A 19,654-nucleotide genomic window follows, 5' to 3' on the forward strand; every position below is an offset into this window, starting at 1 on the left:
AAGAAGTCTAATCATCTTCCATAGCTTCAACACTAATTCATTATAAAAATAAATGACTTTGCGGTAAGATAAAATCCATTACAGATTATACGTATTTCGATTGAATCTTTTGAAGTCGAATACCTCATAAAAAGGATCAAGGCATGCAACAAGAAGTGATCATTGTAGGCGGTGGTATGGTCGGGCTAAGCTTAGCCTTGATGTTGGCTAAGTCAAACATAGCAGTAAAGTTGCTAGAAGCGATTCAATACCCCAATTATGACGATGCTAACCTTGCGCCGTATCATTCCAGTTTTGATGCACGTAACAGTGCCTTGTCGCGTCGCAGCGTACAAATTTACCAAGAGCTAGGTTTATGGGATGCCTTGCAAGAACATGCTACGCCTATTTTAGAAGTTCAAATTACCGAACAAGGTAGTTTTGGCAAGGCACGTTTATTGGCCGAACAAGAAAAAGTCGAAAGCTTTGGTCAGGTGATTGAAAATGCATGGTTAGGTCGGGTGTTACTGACCGAAGTGCGTAAACAACCTTTGATTGAATTGATTGATGGTGTGCAGGTCACCAGTCTTAAACAAGATACAGATTTTGCCTATATTGAAGCCGTACGTGGTCAGGAACAATTACAGCTTGCTGCCAAACTACTGATTGCTGCCGATGGTCGTGATTCTTTCTGTCGTAAAGCCTTGGGCATTGGTGCATCGGAACATGATTATGACCAAGTAGCGATTGTGACCACAGTGCAAACCTCCAAGCCGCATGCGCATGTGGGTTTTGAGCGTTTTAGTCACTTAGGGCCTTTGGCGTTGCTGCCCCTGCCAGGTGAATATCGCCGTTCCGTGGTGTGGCCTGTGCCAAAAGGGACAGAACATGAATGGATGGGCGATGAAAATGATCAACACTTTTTAAATGCCTTGCAACAAGCCTATGGTGATCGTGCAGGGAAGTTTGAAAAAACAGGACGTCGTTTTAGTTTTCCATTGTCACAAGTTCTGGCAGAAAAACAGGCGGTTGGTCGCGTTGTACTGATGGGTAATGCAGCGCATACCATTCACCCAGTCGCAGGGCAGGGCTTTAACTTGTGTATGCGAGATGCTTACGTATTATTGCGTTATCTCACCGAACAGGCGGCACAGTCAGCAGATTTAGGCGATGCTGCAATGCTGCGTGACTATGAACAATCGCGTTTGAAAGATCAACAGCGAGTCATTAAATTCTGTGACAGCGTGGTACGTGGATTTAGCAATCAAAACCCAATCCTGAAATTTATGCGTAATACAGGCTTAGTCGCGTTTGATACCATTCCAGGCATTAAACCTTTGGTCGCCAATTATGCCATGGGGTTAAAAGCATGATCACAGCAAATCAACAAACGCAAGTGTTAGATGTCGTCATTATTGGTGGCGGCTTGGTGGGAGGCTTAACTGCACTTTTATTGGCACAAGGGGGTGTGCAGGCTACAGTTTTAGATGCCGCACCTATTTTAGATGCAGAGAAAACCCTTGCAGTTGCCAATCCGCGTGTATTGGCTTTAAGTCAGGCCACCATCCACCTGTTAAAAACAGTCAATGTCTGGTCTAAACTGGCGCGACATATGCCGTATAGCGGCATGCAGGTTTGGAATAAAAATGGCTATGGCGAAATTAACTTTGGGGCAAGTAACGAACGTACACCCGCTATTGAGCAGGCTCTGGGTTCAATGGTCGAGCCAAGCATTTTAAATCTAGCGATTCAGCAGCAAATGTTGCAACAAGTGCAAGATTATCGAACGCAAGTCAAAGTGACCCGTTTAGAGCGTGGTGTTGGCGTTTGGCACATTTATTTGGCCGATGGTACACAATTACAGACTAAGCTAGTCATTGGCGCAGATGGTGCTAACTCCTTTGTGCGCGAACAAGCCTTTATTGATTTTGATGTGTTGGATTATCGTCAGGCAGGTCTAACCTGTGCAATTCGTACTGCGCAGCCGCATCAGCATGTTGCACGTCAAATTTTCTTAGAAACTGGTCCTTTGGCCTATTTACCGATGGCAAGTTTACACGCCGAGCAGGAAGGGCATTGGCAGTCGATTGTTTGGACTTTGCCTGATGACTATGCCGAAGAATATGCCAAACTGAATGATGACGACTTTACCCAACTTTTGACTCGTGAAAGTCATCACATGCTTGGGGAAGTCTTAGAGGCAACCCCACGTGCTATTTTCCCACTGAAAGCACGTGCAGCGCAGCATTATGTGCAAGATGGTTTGGCACTTATTGGTGATGCCGCGCATGTAATTCATCCGCTTGCAGGGCAAGGTGTGAATATTGGTTGTCTCGATGCAGCCGTACTGTGCGATGTGTTGTTGCATGATTTCAAACGTGGTGTTTGGGCGCATGAGCAAACTTTAAAGCGTTACGAGCATCGTCGTAAAGGACAAAATGATGCCATGATGCATAGTATGTCTGCGATTGGCTGGATGGAAACCACCACTTTATTCCCTGTGGTGTGGGCACGTAACTTTGGTTTAAAACAGGTGGAGCAGCTGCCTGCGTTAAAAGATGCCTTTATGTCACAAGCCAGTGGATTAAGCCTGCTTAAAGACACACGCTACGCGGTTTAAAGCAAAACAGTCGTTTTTTGTACGGTCATACATACCTGATTACGAATTTGGTTAAAAAAGATACGTTTTTTTAATCTAGACTCTATGCGAAAGGCCAAGAGATTGCTAAATTTCATCGTAATTCATAACCAGTTTTCACTTGGACTAAATTGAAGTCATTTGTGGGGAGATTAAGATGACGGACATTAACGATTACGATGATGTAGAAGATTCAACTGTAGACGAAGATGAAGCGAAAGCGGCTGAAAAAGGTGCAGCAGAATCAGAAGAAGGTGCTGTAGATGGTGATCTTGCAGAAGCAGAAACTCTCACTGTAACTGCCAAACTAAAACAGCGTCAGGCATTGGAAGATGAAGTGGCTGCATTCTTGGCGCGTGGCGGAAAAATTACCGAAGTGCCACCAGATGAGTCTGCGCGCGACTAATCTGTTGAACGTGCTTGCTGAACTTGTTGATTGAATTTATTCGTTGAACTGTTGAGTGAGTTAGGGCGGGATGCTTACTATGCAGGCTGCTCTAATGTTTATCACTTCAAGATAAAAAAGCATCACCTTGTATAAAGGGTGATGCTTTTTTTATGCGCGATGATCGTCATCACTGTTATTGCTCAATCGGCTTATTCAGCTGCTTGGCTTAATTCCAACGCACGTTGATAGGCAATTTTCTTTTTAATCCCTGTTAGATCAGCCGCCAATTGTGATGCTGCTTTTACCGATAAATCTTGCAACAAACGCTGCAATAATTGATCTAATTTTTCTTGTTCCATGTCTTTTTCTTCGCTCGCTCCCCCCACCACCAATACAATTTCACCTTTTTGTTGATGATGATCTGCTGCGATAAATTCAGCCAATTCACCTAAAGTCATTTTTTTAATGGTTTCAAAGGTTTTGGTGATTTCACGGGCAAAGCCAACAGGGCGATCTGCACCAAACACGGCAGCCATATCTTTGACTGAATCTAAAATTCGATGTGGTGCTTCATAAAAAATCAGGGTTTGGGTTTCATCTTTTAGCTTTTCTAGTTGTTGTAATCGCTGTGACTGTTTAGAAGCGAGAAATCCCTGAAAACTAAAGCGATCACTTGGTAAGCCAACCGCACTGAGCGCTGCAATGGCTGCACATGCACCCGGCACAGGAATCACACGAATACCATTGGCTTGTGCTGCACGAACCAGTTTAAAACCTGGGTCGCTAATCAGTGGTGTACCTGCATCGCTAATGAGCGCCATGTCTTCGCCATTGAGTAATTTTTGGACTAAAATATCAATCTTGTTGCTTTCGTTGTGTTCATGGCAGGCTGTAAGCGGAGTTGAAATATTAAAATGTTTCATTAATTGTGCAGAGGTGCGGGTATCTTCAGCGGCAATTAGGCTGACCGATTTGAGCACATCAATTGCACGGTAGCTCATATCATCTAAGTGACCAATTGGGGTAGCAACAACAAATAACTGGGCACTCATTGAGTTTTCTCCGTGGGAAATAGCAAACTAAAATAAAAATGATGGAACACGAAACAACAGCAGTATTGGCTTGCGTCTGATACAAGTTACAGACCAAGCGCTTATTCTACCTGAATTGCAGTCTGACGTGTGAAACTCGCGTCATCGCACTTCAGCGAATACTACGATTGCGCACCATAACAAAATAAAAAAAATCGGATATAGCATGAATCAAAAAACACTGCAGCAAAGCATTGGCACATGGGCAGAGCAGACGGCTTGGCAATATTTACATCAACACGGTTGGCGTATGCTGGAGCAGAATTATCACAGTGTTTTTGGTGAAATAGATGGTATTTTTATTCAAGCAGAACAACTGATTTTTGTAGAAGTTAAAGCGCGTTCGCAAACTGGCTATGGCAAAGCCTACGAAGTGGTGTCTGCATCTAAGCAGCGTAAAATTATGAAAACCGCCATGCAGTTTTTAACAGAATATCCACACTATTCAGAATATTATTGTCGTTTTGATGTGATTTGCTTTGATTTTTCTCAGCAATTTGCAAAAACAGTACAGCAAGACTTTTCCAAATTCCCGTATGATTTGCAATGGATTGAAAATGCTTTTACTTTTGATGCAGACTTGATTAATCTTTGAGTGAAATTTAAAGCAAAAGCATCAGTCGGTGTATTGTTGATCGTGCAAATCTAAGGATGAAATGCACAGCACAAGCCAGAATTGAAAGAAAATAATAGGAGTCTTGCTGAGTGTTCAAGCGTATTGCAGTGACCTTGCTGTGTGTAGCAAGTTTATCGGGTTGTGCAAGTTTTATTTCAAGTGGCACAGGCACTGCGCCAGTGGGTACAGAAAGTGGTGCACGCTCACTTGGGCAAGTGTTTATAGATAACTCTATTGAACGTACTGCAAAAATTAATTTATATAAACTGGATTCACGTTTTAAACAATCACGTGTCAATATAGAAAGTTTTCATGGCAATGTGTTGTTGACAGGGCAAGTGCCTGACGCGCATTTAAAACAGTTGGCAGAAGACAATGTGCGTGCCATGAGTGATGTAAAAACCATCCACAATTATATTACAGTGGGTAATCAAATCAGCTATAGCACCATTATGCAGGACACCACGGTTACTGCAAATACCCGTGGTTTGATTATGAAAGCACCTGTGGTGTCAGACAGCAAAGTGCGTATTCATACCGAAGATGGTGTGTTGTATGTGATGGGACGTTTAAACAATGCAGAATTGCAGGATTTAAACCAAGTGCTACAACAAGTGGGCAATGTCACTAAAATTATTACCCTGATTGATAATATTGAGCTACAACCGAGCAACAATGCGAACTTTGTCAGCCCAATGGTTGCTCCAGAAACACAAACGCCAGTCGCGATTGACCCAGATCAGGTTGAACCGACACATGTTCAATAATGTGGGACACTGGTTTAAACAACTGAATAAAACTTTAGAACAGGCGAAACGTATTTATGAAGAATTTCGCCTGTATAGTTTGGGCAGCTATGCGCTGAACCGTTTAACCCCACGTCAGGGTTATACCGTTCAAAGCAATATTGCTTATGGTTTACGTGCGCGACATCGTCTGGATTTGTACCGCACTACAACACCACGCCCGCAGTGTCCACTCATGGTGTTTGTGCATGGTGGGGCATGGTCACGTGGCGATAAGCAGGATTATCGTTTTGTGGGCGAAGCTTTTGCAAAAGAAGGCTTTGATGTTGCGGTGATGAACTATCAACTCGCGCCACAGCATATTTTTCCCACCTATATTGATGATTTAACTCTTGCACTGAATTACTTGACTCAGCAGCAACACAAACTGGGTATTTCTACGGCACAGGTGGTATTGATGGGACATTCGGCTGGGGCATTTAATGTGATGTCCTTGTTGTACCATCCCCAGCCCTATGCTTTAAGCTGTAAAGATCACATTCGTGCGATTATTGGTTTGGCAGGGCCTTATCATTTTGATTATAAGGATGATCCGCTATGTGCCGATGCCTTTGATCAAGAGGTGCCGTATCAGGATGTGATGCCGTATTATTTTGTGGAGCCGAATTCAGTCAAACACTATTTATTGGTGGCAGAAAAAGATCAAATTGTGGGGGCAAGTAATGCCACAGACTTCGACCACGTATTAAAGAAATATGGCAATCATAGTGAAATTATTGTCATTCCAAAAACAGGGCATGTCAGTGTTATGGCATCGGTGTCGAGTTTGTTTAGTCGTTTCTTTGCGACCAAACGCCAAATTATGCGTGCTTTAGATCAGGCACTTAAAGATGCGTGATGTTGATTGATCTTCTGTGGAAAATGGTAATTAAAAAAACCGTTGCAGCTTATGGGGTGCAACGGTTTTTTAAATGCAAGATTGCGAATTAGACTTATAGCCAAGCTTTGGTGTCATCTGCCACAGGCGTGCCTTGGGTCACATGCATAATCATGGCATGGGCGATACTGCCTTTAAATGGAATATCAGGCAGTTGATCAAACTTAAAGAACTGTGCATCACGAATTTCTTCTTCCTGTAACTGAATTTCACCGCCTGCATATTCAGCTTTAAAGGCGATCATTAAGTTACTTGGAAAAGGCCACGGCTGGCTGGCAAGATACTGAATATTTTTAAGTTGTACGCCAACTTCTTCAAAAGTTTCACGACGTACTGCTTCTTCGAGTGTTTCACCCACTTCAACAAAGCCTGCGATTAAACCGTAAATGGGCAGTTTATTGCGTGCATTACGCGCCAATAAGACTTCATCTTCACCACGAGTAATCACGGTAATGACACATGGATTTACGCGCGGATATTGGTGATAGCCACAAGCAGGGCAGACCATGGCATATTGAGTCGCATGGACTTCGGTTTTATGACCGCAATGGCTGCAGAATTTATGATTGCGACGCCATTCGAGTAACTGAATGGCACGGCTAGCTTGTTCAAACTGTTGGGTGTTCCAGACTTGTAAAAGTTGTCGGATTGGAACCAGTTGAAAGCCTTCAGGGATAGATTCATCTTCAAGTAGATCTCGGGCAATCACTTGATCACCCGAGCTAAAACTTAAATCACTTGCCAACTTTTCCACACGTGGTAATTGGAAGTTTTCATCGACCAAAAGTTGTTGTTGCTGAAAAATATATGCAAGTGAGAGTTCAGTCATTAGGCTACAGTTTTCAATTTTTCACTACTGTCCAATGCTACCTTAAACATGCTTTGCAGAACAGGTTGTTTGTTCTTTAAATTGTCAATCAGCATATCTGCACTGGCAAGCGTATCTAAGATATTGTTGACCTGTTCAGCTGTTAAGTTTTGCCCTGCTTCAACTTGTGCATGCACAAAATTTGCAGATACTTTCAGTGCTTTTTGACCACTTTCAGCATTCAAGAACAACATTGCCCCTGCAACTTCACGAATTTGCGCTGAAGTATGCTCTAAATCTGCAACACTTTGAGTTTGTAGGTGCTGTGTCAGTGTTTGCGTGATTAAGTCAATCAGTAACTTGGTTTCAGTCAGCAAGGCTTCGTGTGCTTCATCTAAACGATCTAGCGAAATGTTCATATTATTCACACGTAACTGCAAACGGCTAGAGGTGTGGTGACGTTCAAGCACACCGATTGAGTTCATGGCCGATAAAATCACGTTCATTAATTGCTGGGCAAAGTTTTCATCTTTGAGTAATTCAGGACGGCTTAATGATTCAGCTTGGCGTTCTAAGTCCAAATGCGCTTCATTTAAGTTCAAGACTTTAAACAAGTTTGCTAACTCTGTTAATTTGCCTTGTAATTCCAGCGTTTTTTCAGGACTCATGTTTTGATAGTTGTATTCAATATCATTGCGAATTTGTGTCATTTCTGTGGTGACCAAATCGCTAATGGTATGCATGGTGTCAAAATCTGGACCATATAAATGACGGCTGAATACTTGGAGCTGCATGTCGGTGAGTAAGTCTTCACCAATATTCATTTGACTGCGAATATGTTGAGAAATTTCATCTTCTTGACTAATACACAGGCTCAACACATTCGCAAGATCAGACAAGCTGGCGGTAAAGCTTTCTGGCGTAGCAAAGTATTGACGCATATTGTGCTCAATACTAATAAAAGTACGCAAACGTGGCTCATTCAACAACAAGTTATCAATATGGTTAAAGGCAACGTGTACTAAGCCCCAATATTGCTGACTCGGATGTTGTTCTGCCAAACCTGCCAAATACGTTCCTACCAGTTTAATCGCTTGAAGATCCATGGCAGATTCTTCTTGCTTGAGCAGGTTATGTAATGACAGTTTATATAAGCGATGCACATAAGCCGACTTTTCTAAAGAAGGCACTTGCGGCAATTGGAAACTTGGAGTGATGCAGTCCAATAAAGTTTCAATATGCTGACCTTCCTGAGTCAATGGTTTACCCAATGCCAATTCTAAACGGTTTAAAGTGTCGAGTAGGAATTGTGGAATTTTAACTTCACGTAGGCAAATAAACTCAATATAACGCTTGAGCATGGTGGTGCCTTCGCTAAGTGCAATGACTTCCAGCGTGTTGATATTGCTTGGATTCCCCATAATTTTACGCATCAGCTCTGCTGAGTATTGCGCAATTTTTGCCAAGCTTTCCATATCAATTAAGGCTAAAACCTGAGCACACTGTTCAAACTGATTCAGTGCATCATCAATCCCAAAAGGCAAAGTTTGATCTTCTGCTAAGGTGCTTACTGCGGATTCAACCAGTTTGATAGAATTATCAACCTCATTTTTTATTATCAGTAAGGCAGTTGGATCAAAATGTATAGAGGTTTGGTAAGACATGGATCTGCACCTTTCCTAGTGTTTTATCTGTTTGTTGGTTCTTTGCAAAATACACAAAGTCCTATTTGCTTTAACTATAACTGAACTGGCAAATCTTTAAATACATAAAATTACAAAACTCGTAGATTTTATTTGGCAAAAAAGCAAGGTTTACCGTGTTTTTCTTCAAATTGTTTGACCCAATTCTCATGTGCAGCCAATTCTTCTTCTGATGGCAGAATCACAGCAAGATCAATATCAATGCTTAAACGATCACTTTGACGTTGCTGTTCTTCGCTTGCAGACAGAGCATCCATATCAAAGGCGACTTGTCCGCCAGTCATTGCCAAGTAAACATCGGCTAGAATTTCAGCATCTAGTAATGCGCCGTGGAACGTACGGTCACGCGCAGGAATTTCATAGCGTCTGACGAGCGCATCGAGTGAGTTTTTTTGCCCAGGATGCTTACTTTTTGCCATGAGCAGTGAGTCGGTCACTTCGCATACTTCGGACAAATTGCCCAACCCCGCACGACTGAACTCCATATCTAAGAAGTTCATATCGAAGGTGGCGTTGTGCGCAATAATTTCTGCACCTTTAAGATATTGATATAGCACATCGGCAATTTCGGCAAACTTGGGTTTGTCTTTTAAGAACTCATCTGAAATACCGTGAATGTTTTCTGATTCACCGACCAGTTTTTCAGGCTGAATATAAATGTGGATGGAACTGCCCGTGAGTTTACGGTTAATCATTTCCAGCGCACCGACTTCAATAATTCGGTCACCATCTTGATAGTAAAAACCTGTGGTTTCAGTATCTAGAATCAATTGGCGTGGACCATGTAAGCTTAGCGTGGCAGGGGTAATCACAATGTGTGGATGATTGGAAAGATCATTTACTGCTGCTGTATCGGCTTCAACGGCATTGATTGCAGTTTCAATTGTTGTTTCTGTTTCTGTTTCTGTTTCTGTTTCTGTTTCTGTTTCTGTTTCTGTTTCTGTTTCTGTTTCTGTTTCTGTGGCTAGGCGTGTGGTTGGCGTCTGCATTATTTCAAGATCGACCTTGACCTGATGATTGTTGTGTACGTCGATTTCTACAGGACGATGCAGCGTACTTGTTTCAATTTCTACATCTTCTTCGATCAAGTCAAAACCGAAAGGATCGTCGAGCAACCAATCAGATTCCGCTTTTTTTTTATCATTTGGGGTAAGCTCGAGCGCAGGGCGAATGTGTTTAGCCGTATTTGTAGTTAAGGTTTTCTGAATTTGATCTGCACCTAAATTGGCAAGCTGATCTGCCATTTCATTGCCTACATGTCCTGCATGACCTTTAATCCAGTGCCATTCAATTTCACGCCCTTGACAGGTGGCATCTAATTTTTGCCAAAGGTCAGGGTTTTTGACATCTTTCCAGTTTTTCTTTTTCCAGCCGTGAATCCACTCGGTAATGCCTTGTTTGACGTAATTGGAGTCAGTCCAAATAATCAGCTTGGCATCCATTGGGCAAAATAAAATGCCTTCAATCGCTGCAGTCAATTCCATACGGTTATTGGTGGTTTGAGCTTCGCCACCATATAATTTATGTTCTTCTTGTTCGGAAACAATATACGCACCCCAGCCACCCAAGCCAGGATTACCACGACAAGCACCATCAACATATAAAGTGATTGTTTGAGACATAAATCAGATCCGCAGGTTGTGCAAAATAAATCAAAATGAAAAGCTATTGTATATCGCAAATTCGGTTTAGACGTGTAAATCCTGTCTATTTTTTAATTTCTTGTAACATTTATAGACGAAACGCGCTAAATTAATGCCTTGTGTCGTTGTCTAGCTCTACTACAATGGCAAGTCTAAAAAATAATTTATATACGAGTTGTTTGGATTTTTTTATGTATAAACCAACCACGCGCATGTGGCAGCCGACTTTACCTTCATTTTTAAAAATTACAGTTTTAGGTTCAGCATTGGCTGCCCTTGGCTTGATGACTGGCTGTAGCTCGACGCAGGGTGCGAGCAAGCCACTCACTTCAAGTCAGGTCGGTTCGGGTTATTTAGATGCCAGTACTTTAGATGGTCTGGAAGATTTACTCTCTGCAACCGATATGCGCGCGGTAGAAGGTGACCGTTTATTAATTTTAAAACACGGTGATGTCTGGAAGCGTATGACCGTTGGTTTCAAAATGGATTTAAACCATTGGAACCCACGTATTGAAGCGCAGCGAGGCTGGTTTATTTCACGTCAACCGTATTTGGATCGTTTAAGTGCGCGTGCGTCACGTTATTTGTATCACACGGTTAAAGAAGCTGAACGTCGTGGTATGCCAACTGAATTGGCGTTGTTACCTGTGATTGAAAGTTCCTATGACCCTGCAGCAACCAGTAGCGCAGCTGCCGCAGGTTTATGGCAGTTCATTCCAAGTACAGGGCGTATTTACGGCTTAAAACAAACTTCGATGTACGATGGTCGCCGAGATGTCGTGGAGTCGACTCGTGCTGCCTATGAGTTTTTGGGCAGTTTGTATAATCAGTTTGGTTCTTGGGAATTGGCATTGGCGGCTTATAACGCAGGCCCGGGTCGTATTCAACAAGCCATTAACCGCAATAAAGCTGCAGGTTTACCAACCGATTATTGGTCTTTAAAACTGCCGCAAGAAACCATGAACTATGTGCCGCGTTTCTTGGCGGTAGCACAAATTATTAAAAGCCCGCATGCTTATGGCGTGTCTTTACCCCCAATTGCCAACCGTCCACACTTCCGTGAAATTAATGTGGGCGCGGTGAATTTAAATGATGTGGCCAATATTACCGGTCTCAGCCGTGCCGAACTGTATTCGCTTAACCCTGGACATCGTGGGGATCGGATTGACACCCAAAGTCCAATGCGTATTTTGATTCCTGCAGATTTAAGCCCAACAGTCGATGCACGATTGAAAAAACTACAAGGTGGTGGCGGTTTATGGGCAAGCAATAGCAGCAACACACCATCGTTTTCATCTTCTGGTGTGACCATTACACCATCTAAATCTGAGCCACCTGCGTTAACGACCAGTACAACAACCAGAACGACTACAGGCAAGCCTGCTGCCTCTACGGCAGTCACAACTACCACTACACCAAGCACAGCATCGACTACAGCCAGTGTTTCAAAACCAGCAACGACTACGCCTACACGTTTGTCACGTACGCCACAAGGTTCGGACGCTTTGGCAGCATTTGCTGCGGGTAGCGATATTCCAAGTGCGCCGCGTATTCCTGTTGCTGTTACACCTGCTGCCAATATTCAGCCTGTGCGGATTGAACCACCAATTTCCAATACTGAGCGTGAGCAAATTCTTGCAGCAGTGCAGGCAGAAGGTAGCAATAAAACTGTAGAAGAAGTGTTGCAGCCTGTGGCTTCTAAAGCAGAACAAGAACAACTTGTGGCTGAGTTAAAACAAATTGCGCCTCAAGGCACTGAAATTGTTGATCCATACGATGGAAAAATTAAGCTGACCGCTATTCAGACCAGTCTGTCTGTTGCAGAGCAGCAAGGTAAAGAATTAACCAAAGGTTTTGCTTACCCGAAAAGTGTGGCAGAAAATACGCGCCTAGATTCAGAAGAAGCAAAGCGTAACCAAGGTAAGAATTATGTGCGTACGGAGTCTGAAGTGGTGGTCGTACCACCAAAAGGCAAACGTACCACGTACACCGTGTTAGCGGGGGACACCTTGGCCAGTATTGCCATGAAAAATGGCTTGAACTGGCGTGATATTGCCAAGTGGAACCAAATTGCTCCAGATGCAACTTTGTATGTGGGCACCAGTATTTATTTATACGACGCCAAGCCACAAGTACAGGCAGAGCCTGCTAAGCCAAAAACCATGCCTGAGCAATACGTGGTGCAAGCCAATGATACCTTAACAGGTGTCGCCAGTCAGTTTGGTTTAACTGTAAAACAATTGGCAGATTTTAATAACTTAAGCACCACCAGTGGCTTATTTGTAGGGCAGCGTCTAAGTTTAAAAGAAACGGCTGCATCTAAAGCCAAAGCAGAAGCCGACAAAAAAGCCGCAGAACAGGCTGCAAAAATCGCAACCAAAACTTACGTAGTGAAGCGTGGCGAATACTTAAAACTGATTGCAGACCGTTATGCCTTGTCAAATCAGGAATTGGCTGATTTAACTCCAGGTTTAAACGCGAACAGTAGCTTATTGGTTGGGCAACGCATTAATGTGCCTGTAAATGAAGTGACTGCACAAAAAACGGAAGCGAGCAAAGCTGAAGCCAGTAAGTCAGAAACAAAAGCAGCAGAGCCAAACTATCCGACTGAAAACTACCAAGTACAGCGTGGTGATACTTTATCGAGCATTGCCAACCAAGCCAAAATTTCTTTGGCAGAGCTCGCCAGTTTAAATAATATAAGCACGCAAAGCGGTGTGCGCATTGGTCAAACCCTCAAAGTGCCTGCAGGTGTCAATGTGCCTGAGCGTTATACGGTACAACGTGGCGATACCTTATCGGCGATTTCGACAAAATATAATCTCAGCCAAGACTATATTGCAGACTTAAACAATCTAAGCCGTAACAGTGGTTTAAGAGCAGGACAAATTCTTAAACTCACGGGGGATGTTCCTGAGAAAAAAGCCCAAGTTGAAGCGGTGGCTGAAACCACCAATGATATTCACGTGGTCAAAGCAGGGGAAACTTTAAGCAGTATTGCGCGCCAATATAAATTGCAATTGAATTATTTGGCAGAGCTGAATGATCTTTCACGTACTGCCAATGTCCGCATTGGACAACGCTTAAAAGTCGATGCCAGCGCTGCAAAAAATGAAGTAAAAACAGAGGTCGTAAGTGCTGCGAAAAGCAGCAGTAGTAAAGCCACCGAAACTTATACCGTTAAAAGTGGTGAGTCTTTAAATTCGATTGCCAGCCGTGTGGGTGTGTCGGTTGCAGAATTGGCGAGTTTAAATAACTTAACGCCACGTTCAGGTTTACGCATTGGACAAAATATTCAAGTTCCCAAAACCGTAACTGAATATAAAGTGAAACGTGGGGATACGCTGATTGGCTTATCCAGTCGTTATGGCATCGACACCAAAGCATTGGCAGATTTAAATGATATGCAGCCAAATGCTCAATTGCGTATTGGCGATGTGATTAAAGTCCCGAATCTGTAAAGTTTAATCCTGAGGATGTCATGTTTTGACGGCATCCTCAGGAATACTGCACAAGGAGCTGTGTGCATGTCATTTGCCATAAAAAAGACACATCAATATCTGGGCTGTATTTTAGGTTGTGTGGTCTTGCCGCAGTTTGGATGGGCTGCGTTACAAGCCACGCCCTATATTGCCGTACATAGCCAGCCTCAGTATGTGGGGCGCTCGGCTATGCCTTATGCCAACCCGCAAGCGCCCAAAGGTGGCGATTTAATTCGTGCCAGTAATGGCACTTTTGATAATTTAAATGACATGAATGGCAAGGGCAGCTCCACCGATGGAGTGGATTTATTATTTGATTCACTCATGAGCAGTTCTTTAGATGAGCCCGGGGTGATGTATCCCTTATTGGCAGAAAAAGTCAGCTATGATCCGAAGCAAACTGCATTCGTCATTTTTCATTTAAATCCTAAAGCCAAATTTAGTGATGGCAGCCCGCTCACAGCAGATGATGTCAAATTCAGTTTTGATGCTTTTCAGACCAAGTCCAATCCGGGTTTACAAATGTATTTATCCGATTTAGATAAAACCACGGTCTTGTCTAAGCATCAGGTCAAAGTGAGTTTTAAATCCAATAACAATGCCGAAATGCCACTGATTTTGTCGCAAATGCCAATCTATTCTAAGAAAGACTGGCAAAAGCGTGATTTTACTCGCATTACCCTAGAACCGATTTTAGGTTCAGGGCCGTATCTTATTGAGCGGATTGATGCAGGGCGCAGCATTACTTATAAGCGTAATCCAAATTATTGGGGCAAAGATTTACCCGTAAATAAAGGGCGCTATAATTTTGACCGCCTGAAGTATGTTTATTATCGCAATCTGGATATTGCCTTCGAAGGGTTTAAGTCGGGGCAATACACGTTGCATGAAGAATATACCGCACGAAAATGGGTCACTGAATATCGTTTTCCTGCTGTGAATGCGGGCATGGTGGTCAAGCATAAATTTCAGCACCAAAACCCAATTCCGACCCAAAGTTTTGTTTTTAATACCCGCAGACATGCGTTTCAGGATATTCGTTTTAGGCAGGCTTTAACCTACGCTTATGATTTTGAATGGCAAAACAAAGCCTTGTTTTATGGGCAATATCGCCGTTTGCAAAGTTATTTTTCTAACAGTGAATTAGAAGCCAAAGGCACACCTTCAGCCGCAGAATTGTCTGTTTTAAAACCCTATTTGGCCAAGCTGCATCCTATTCAACGCCAAGGCGTATTGCAAAATTGGCAGTATCCTGTGACTGATGCCAGTGGCTTTAACCGTAACGGCTTGCTTAAAGCCCGTGAATTGCTTTTGAAAGCGGGTTATCGTTTTCAGCAAGGTAAATTGGTCGATGCCAAAGGCAAAGCCATTCAAATTGAATTTTTAATTCATCAGGATGGTTTGCAACGCACATTAGTGCCTTTTGTGCGCAATATGAAACGTCTGGGCGTTACGGTAAATATTCGGCATGTCGATGTGCCGCAATATATTGAACGCATGCGCCGTGCCGATTTTGATATGACCACCAGTGTCATGCCGCAATCTTTAAGTCCAGGCAATGAGCAAGCACAGCTTTGGAGTAGTGCTGCCGCAGATCAACCAGGAAACTATAATTACGCAGGCATTAAAAACCCAGTAATTGATGAAGTGGTACAACAGTTGATTCGTGCGCCTAATCGTGAACAATTGATTGTGCGTACCAAAGTTTTGGATCGTTTATTGCGTGCGGGGTATTATCAAATTCCAACCTATGGCAAAGGTGAAAACTGGTATGCCTATTGGAATATGTATCGTCAGCCCGCCATCAAACCTAAACTATCGGCAGGAATTGATTATTGGTGGAGTGATGCTGCCCAAGCCAAGAAAGTTGCACATTATTTACGTCAACAATAACGATTTTAAAACTCAAGCATGACAGTGTTTGCGATAAACCAGAACATTGCCAAAAGGTAAGTACATGGGCACATACATACTCAAAAGATTGCTCCTGATTATTCCAACCTTGTTTTTCATTTTATTGATTAACTTTGTGGTGATTCAAATTGCACCGGGCGGTCCAGTCGAACAGGCGATTCAGCAAGCCGAAGCCTTTCAGGGCATGGGGGCGACAGGCGGTGAAACTGCTGCAACCTCCAATAGCAGCAATTATCAAGGTGCTAAAGGTTTAAGTGATGAAATGGTCGCAAAAATCGAAGCGCAATATGGATTCGATAAACCTGCACATGAACGCTTTTGGCAAATGCTCACCAGCTATGTGCAGTTCGATTTTGGCACCAGCTTTTTTAAAGATAAACCTGTGACCCAATTGTTATGGGAAAAATTACCTGTATCGCTATCTTTAGGTTTATGGAGCACCTTGCTGATTTATTTAATTTCTATTCCTTTAGGCATTAAAAAAGCCCGTCAGCATGGCTTGTTGTTTGATAAAGCCACTTCTATTTTGTTGGCAGTCGGTTATGCCATTCCTGCGTTTGCCTTTGCTATTTTGCTGATTGTATTTTTTGCGGGTGGTTCATATTTTCAGTGGTTCCCCTTACAGGGTTTGGTGTCTGAGAACTTTGCACAATTAAGTCTGTGGGGAAAAATTACCGATTATTTTTGGCACATAACTTTGCCTTTATTGGCGATGGTGATTGGTGGTTTTGCAGGGCTGACTTATCTCACCAAATACTCGTTTATGGAAGAATTAAACAAGCAGTATGTGTTGGCGGCACGTTCTAAAGGTCTAACCGAATCGCGTGTGTTATATGGGCATGTGTTTCGTAATGCCATGCTGATTGTGATTGCAGGTTTGCCCGAAGCGTTGGTGGGTATTTTCTTTGTCGGGAACTTGTTCATCGAAATTATTTTTAATTTGGATGGATTAGGCCTGCTTGGTTTTGAGGCGATTGTGCAGCGTGATTATCCTGTAATTTTTGGTACTTTGTTTATTTTTACCTTATTGGGCTTAATTCTGCGCTTAATCAGTGATGTGTTATATCAGGTGATTGACCCACGTATTAGTTTTGAGTCGCGAGGGGCAAAATAATGTCACCGATCATGCAGGCACGTGTGCAGCGTTTTAAACAGAATAAATTGGGTTTTGGTTGTTTCATTGTCTTTATCATTATTTTTGTATTGTCCTTGGCTGTAGAATTGATTGCCAATGACAAACCGTTATTGGTCAAATATGAGCAATCTTTATATCTGCCAGTGTTAAAGGCTTATCCTGAAACGACTTTTGGGGGCGTATTTGAAACCGAAGCCGATTATAAAGACCCTGTGGTGCAACAACTGATTGCAGACCGAGGATGGGCAGTTTGGCCGCTCATTGAGTTTTCTTACCAGACTCCGAATTTAGATTTGACCGTGCCTGTACCTTCACCACCAACTGCACAAAACTGGCTAGGTACAGATGACCAAGGACGTGATGTGTTGGCGCGAATTTTATATGGCTTGCGTGTATCGCTGTTATTTGGCTTTGCATTGACTTTTGCATCGGCAGCTCTAGGTATTTTGGTCGGGGCAATACAGGGCTACTACGGTGGTTGGGTTGATTTAATTGGTCAGCGTGTTTTAGAAGTGTGGGGTGGTTTACCGATGCTGTTCATGGTGATGATTTTGGTCAGCATGTTTACCCCAAGTGTGTATTGGTTATTTGTAATTATGCTGCTGTTTGGCTGGACGACACTGGTCGGCTTAGTTCGGGCAGAGTTTTTACGCGCCCGAAATTTTGATTATGTCCGTGCAGCGCGAAGTTTAGGCGTAACCGATCGTACCATTATGTTTCGGCATATTTTACCCAATGCCATGAGTTCGAGTTTGTCGCAGTTGCCATTTATGCTAACCGCCAATATTACAGCTTTAACTGCACTGGATTTTTTAGGTTATGGCTTACCGCCCGATGCAGCATCTTTAGGTGAGTTGCTGTTACAAGGCAAAAATAATTTAAATGCACCGTGGTTAGCGTTGTCAGGCTTTTTTACCTTAGCGATTGTGCTGTCCTTGTTGATTTATATTGGAGAAGCGACCCGTGATGCATTCGATCCAAGACGTTAAACCTTCAAATGCGTCACAGCCTGCAGTATTGCTAACAGTCAGTCATCTGCATATTCGGCAGCAGGAACAGGTTTTGCTGCACGATTTAAACTTTGAGCTGCATGCAGGCGAAACTATTGCGTTAGTCGGTGAAAGTGGTTCTGGAAAATCTATTAGCAGTTTGGCGTTGCTAGGTTTATTGCCCGAACATTTACAGGTGCAAGGTCAGGCAATCTTTGCAGAACAGGATTTACTTCGCCTTAAACCGCAACAATTGCGGCAAGTTCGTGGTCAAAAAATTGCCATGATTTTTCAGGAACCGATGACGGCTTTAAATCCGTTGCATCGCGTGGAAAAAATTATTGGTGAAAGTTTGTTGCTCCAAGGTTGGAGCAAGGAAAAAACGCGTGCTCGGGTATTGCAATTACTTGAGGATGTTGGCATTCCTCAGCCTGAAGAAAAACTAAAGCGTTACCCACATGAATTATCTGGGGGGCAACGTCAGCGAGTGATGATCGCAATGGCGTTGGCACTTGATCCCGATATTTTAATTGCCGATGAACCAACCACTGCTTTAGATGTCACTTTGCAGGCGCAGATTTTGGATTTATTAAAAAGCCTGCAAGTGCGTCATAATATGGCCATGATTTTGATCAGCCACGATTTGAACTTGGTCAAACAATATGCAGATCAGGTCATTGTCATGAATCATGGACGGGTCGAAGAACAGGGCAGTGTGGCAGATATTTTTAATAGACCGCAGCAAGCCTATACTCAAAATTTGTTAAACCATGATTTTGGCGAAGCTTTGCAAATTGATGAGTTGCCGACTGTTTTGGCGTTAGATCAGGTTGCTGTGAAATTCCCGATTAAACAAGGCTTGCTGAATCGGGTTAAAGATTATGTGGTTGCGGTTGAACCGTTAAGCTTCGAACTTCCGCAAGGTCAATCGATTGGTATTGTTGGTGAAAGCGGTTCGGGTAAAAGTTCATTGGCACTTTCCATTGCAAGACTGATTGAAAGTGAGGGAAAAATTGAACTACTTGGGCAAGATCTGAATCAACTGAATGAACGCCAATTGCGTCCCTTACGTCAGCAGTTTCAAATTGTATTTCAAGACCCGTTTAGCAGCTTAAATCCACGTTTAAATGTGGAGCAAACCATTGGTGAGGGTTTGGCATTGCAACAATTGTCCAAGCCTGAAATCATCCAGCGCATTGATGAAGCTCTAAGCAAAGTGGAATTGCCTGTGAGTTTTAAACAACGCTATCCGCATGAATTGTCGGGTGGGCAACGACAACGGATTGCATTAGCACGCGCGTTGGTGCTGCGTCCTAAACTGTTAATTATGGATGAGCCGACTTCTGCCTTAGACCGTACCACGCAACGTGCTGTCGTGCAGCTGTTACGCCGTTTGCAGCAGCAAGAACAGATGAGCTATTTGTTTATTAGCCACGATTTGCAAGTGGTGAAAGCACTGTGTCAAAAAGTGTTGGTGCTGCATCAAGCGAAAGTCATGGAATTTCAAGATACTGTACAGTTATTTAGCCATCCGCAAACAGAATATACCCGTCAATTGATTGCTGCCAGTGAGTATTAAACCTTC

At 43.0% G+C, this 19,654-nt stretch carries 15 protein-coding genes; 11 read left to right on the plus strand and 4 right to left on the minus strand.

The features are described 5' to 3' along the window. Window positions 1-143 precede the first annotated feature (143 nt). The 3 genes from ubiH to VF675_RS09350 all read left to right on the plus strand — a co-directional run bounded on the left by ubiH (window position 144) and on the right by VF675_RS09350 (window position 3,023). Window positions 144-1,352 carry a 2-octaprenyl-6-methoxyphenyl hydroxylase gene (gene ubiH, locus VF675_RS09340; RefSeq protein ID WP_179990342.1) on the plus strand — a complete coding sequence of 403 codons (1,209 nt, stop codon included), beginning with the start codon at window positions 144-146 and terminating at the stop codon, window positions 1,350-1,352. Then, the gene (locus VF675_RS09345; protein ID WP_440205128.1) at window positions 1,349-2,599 is read left to right on the plus strand and encodes an FAD-dependent monooxygenase; all 1,251 of its coding nucleotides are present in this window, start codon (window positions 1,349-1,351) and stop codon (window positions 2,597-2,599) included. Before ubiH ends, VF675_RS09345 begins: the two co-directional genes overlap by 4 nt. Window positions 2,600-2,774: 175 nt before the next feature. After that, window positions 2,775-3,023, plus strand: coding sequence for a hypothetical protein (locus VF675_RS09350; RefSeq protein WP_440205129.1), 249 nt, complete (start codon window positions 2,775-2,777; stop codon window positions 3,021-3,023). Window positions 3,024-3,214: 191 nt separating this feature from the next. Here the strand turns inward: VF675_RS09350 and rsmI are convergent, their stop codons facing one another. After that, on the minus strand, window positions 3,215-4,057 hold the full coding sequence (gene rsmI, locus VF675_RS09355; RefSeq protein WP_178319212.1) for a 16S rRNA (cytidine(1402)-2'-O)-methyltransferase: 843 nt from the start codon (window positions 4,055-4,057) through the stop codon (window positions 3,215-3,217). 205 nt (window positions 4,058-4,262) lie between these two features. Between rsmI and VF675_RS09360 the strand changes: the two genes are divergently transcribed. The 3 genes from VF675_RS09360 (at window position 4,263) to VF675_RS09370 (ending at window position 6,356) form a co-directional block, all read left to right on the plus strand. Beyond that, window positions 4,263-4,691, plus strand: coding sequence for a YraN family protein (locus tag VF675_RS09360; RefSeq protein ID WP_004972647.1), 429 nt, complete (start codon window positions 4,263-4,265; stop codon window positions 4,689-4,691). Window positions 4,692-4,801: 110 nt separating this feature from the next. Beyond that, a complete protein-coding gene (locus tag VF675_RS09365) occupies window positions 4,802-5,479 on the plus strand; it encodes a BON domain-containing protein (RefSeq protein ID WP_004972649.1) in 678 nt (225 codons plus the stop codon). After that, window positions 5,469-6,356, plus strand: coding sequence for an alpha/beta hydrolase (locus VF675_RS09370; protein ID WP_179994766.1), 888 nt, complete (start codon window positions 5,469-5,471; stop codon window positions 6,354-6,356). Before VF675_RS09365 ends, VF675_RS09370 begins: the two co-directional genes overlap by 11 nt. 94 nt (window positions 6,357-6,450) lie before the next feature. Here the strand turns inward: VF675_RS09370 and nudC are convergent, their stop codons facing one another. From nudC to dnaQ, 3 genes are all read right to left on the minus strand, one after another. Beyond that, window positions 6,451-7,224 carry an NAD(+) diphosphatase gene (nudC, locus tag VF675_RS09375; RefSeq protein ID WP_096902169.1) on the minus strand — a complete coding sequence of 258 codons (774 nt, stop codon included), beginning with the start codon at window positions 7,222-7,224 and terminating at the stop codon, window positions 6,451-6,453. Continuing rightward, window positions 7,224-8,867: a chemotaxis protein gene (locus VF675_RS09380; RefSeq protein ID WP_440205130.1), complete on the minus strand. Its 1,644-nt coding sequence runs from the start codon at window positions 8,865-8,867 to the stop codon at window positions 7,224-7,226. Before VF675_RS09380 ends, nudC begins: the two co-directional genes overlap by 1 nt. A 128-nt stretch (window positions 8,868-8,995) precedes the next feature. Beyond that, window positions 8,996-10,528, minus strand: a complete 1,533-nt coding sequence (gene dnaQ / locus VF675_RS09385) for a DNA polymerase III subunit epsilon (protein ID WP_440205131.1) — start codon at window positions 10,526-10,528, stop codon at window positions 8,996-8,998. Window positions 10,529-10,740: 212 nt separating this feature from the next. Here dnaQ and VF675_RS09390 point away from each other — a divergent pair, with 212 nt between their 5' ends. The 5 genes from VF675_RS09390 to VF675_RS09410 all read left to right on the plus strand — a co-directional run bounded on the left by VF675_RS09390 (window position 10,741) and on the right by VF675_RS09410 (window position 19,648). Continuing rightward, entirely contained in the window at window positions 10,741-14,010 is a 3,270-nt protein-coding gene (locus tag VF675_RS09390) for a LysM peptidoglycan-binding domain-containing protein (protein WP_440205132.1), read from the plus strand. A 66-nt stretch (window positions 14,011-14,076) separates the two neighbouring features. Then, window positions 14,077-15,924, plus strand: coding sequence for an extracellular solute-binding protein (locus tag VF675_RS09395; protein ID WP_440205133.1), 1,848 nt, complete (start codon window positions 14,077-14,079; stop codon window positions 15,922-15,924). Between the two features lie 64 nt (window positions 15,925-15,988). Beyond that, window positions 15,989-17,059: a microcin C ABC transporter permease YejB gene (locus VF675_RS09400; protein ID WP_096902176.1), complete on the plus strand. Its 1,071-nt coding sequence runs from the start codon at window positions 15,989-15,991 to the stop codon at window positions 17,057-17,059. Next, on the plus strand, window positions 17,059-18,069 hold the full coding sequence (locus VF675_RS09405) for an ABC transporter permease (protein ID WP_440205134.1): 1,011 nt from the start codon (window positions 17,059-17,061) through the stop codon (window positions 18,067-18,069). The genes VF675_RS09400 and VF675_RS09405 overlap by 1 nt, the downstream gene beginning before the upstream one ends. After that, on the plus strand, window positions 18,047-19,648 hold the full coding sequence (locus VF675_RS09410; RefSeq protein WP_096902179.1) for an ABC transporter ATP-binding protein: 1,602 nt from the start codon (window positions 18,047-18,049) through the stop codon (window positions 19,646-19,648). Before VF675_RS09405 ends, VF675_RS09410 begins: the two co-directional genes overlap by 23 nt. The last annotated feature ends 6 nt before the right edge of the window (window positions 19,649-19,654 follow it).

The sequence above is a fragment of the Acinetobacter sp. Lyrl_1 genome (assembly GCF_051948795.1).
GTDB lineage: Bacteria > Pseudomonadota > Gammaproteobacteria > Pseudomonadales > Moraxellaceae > Acinetobacter > Acinetobacter towneri.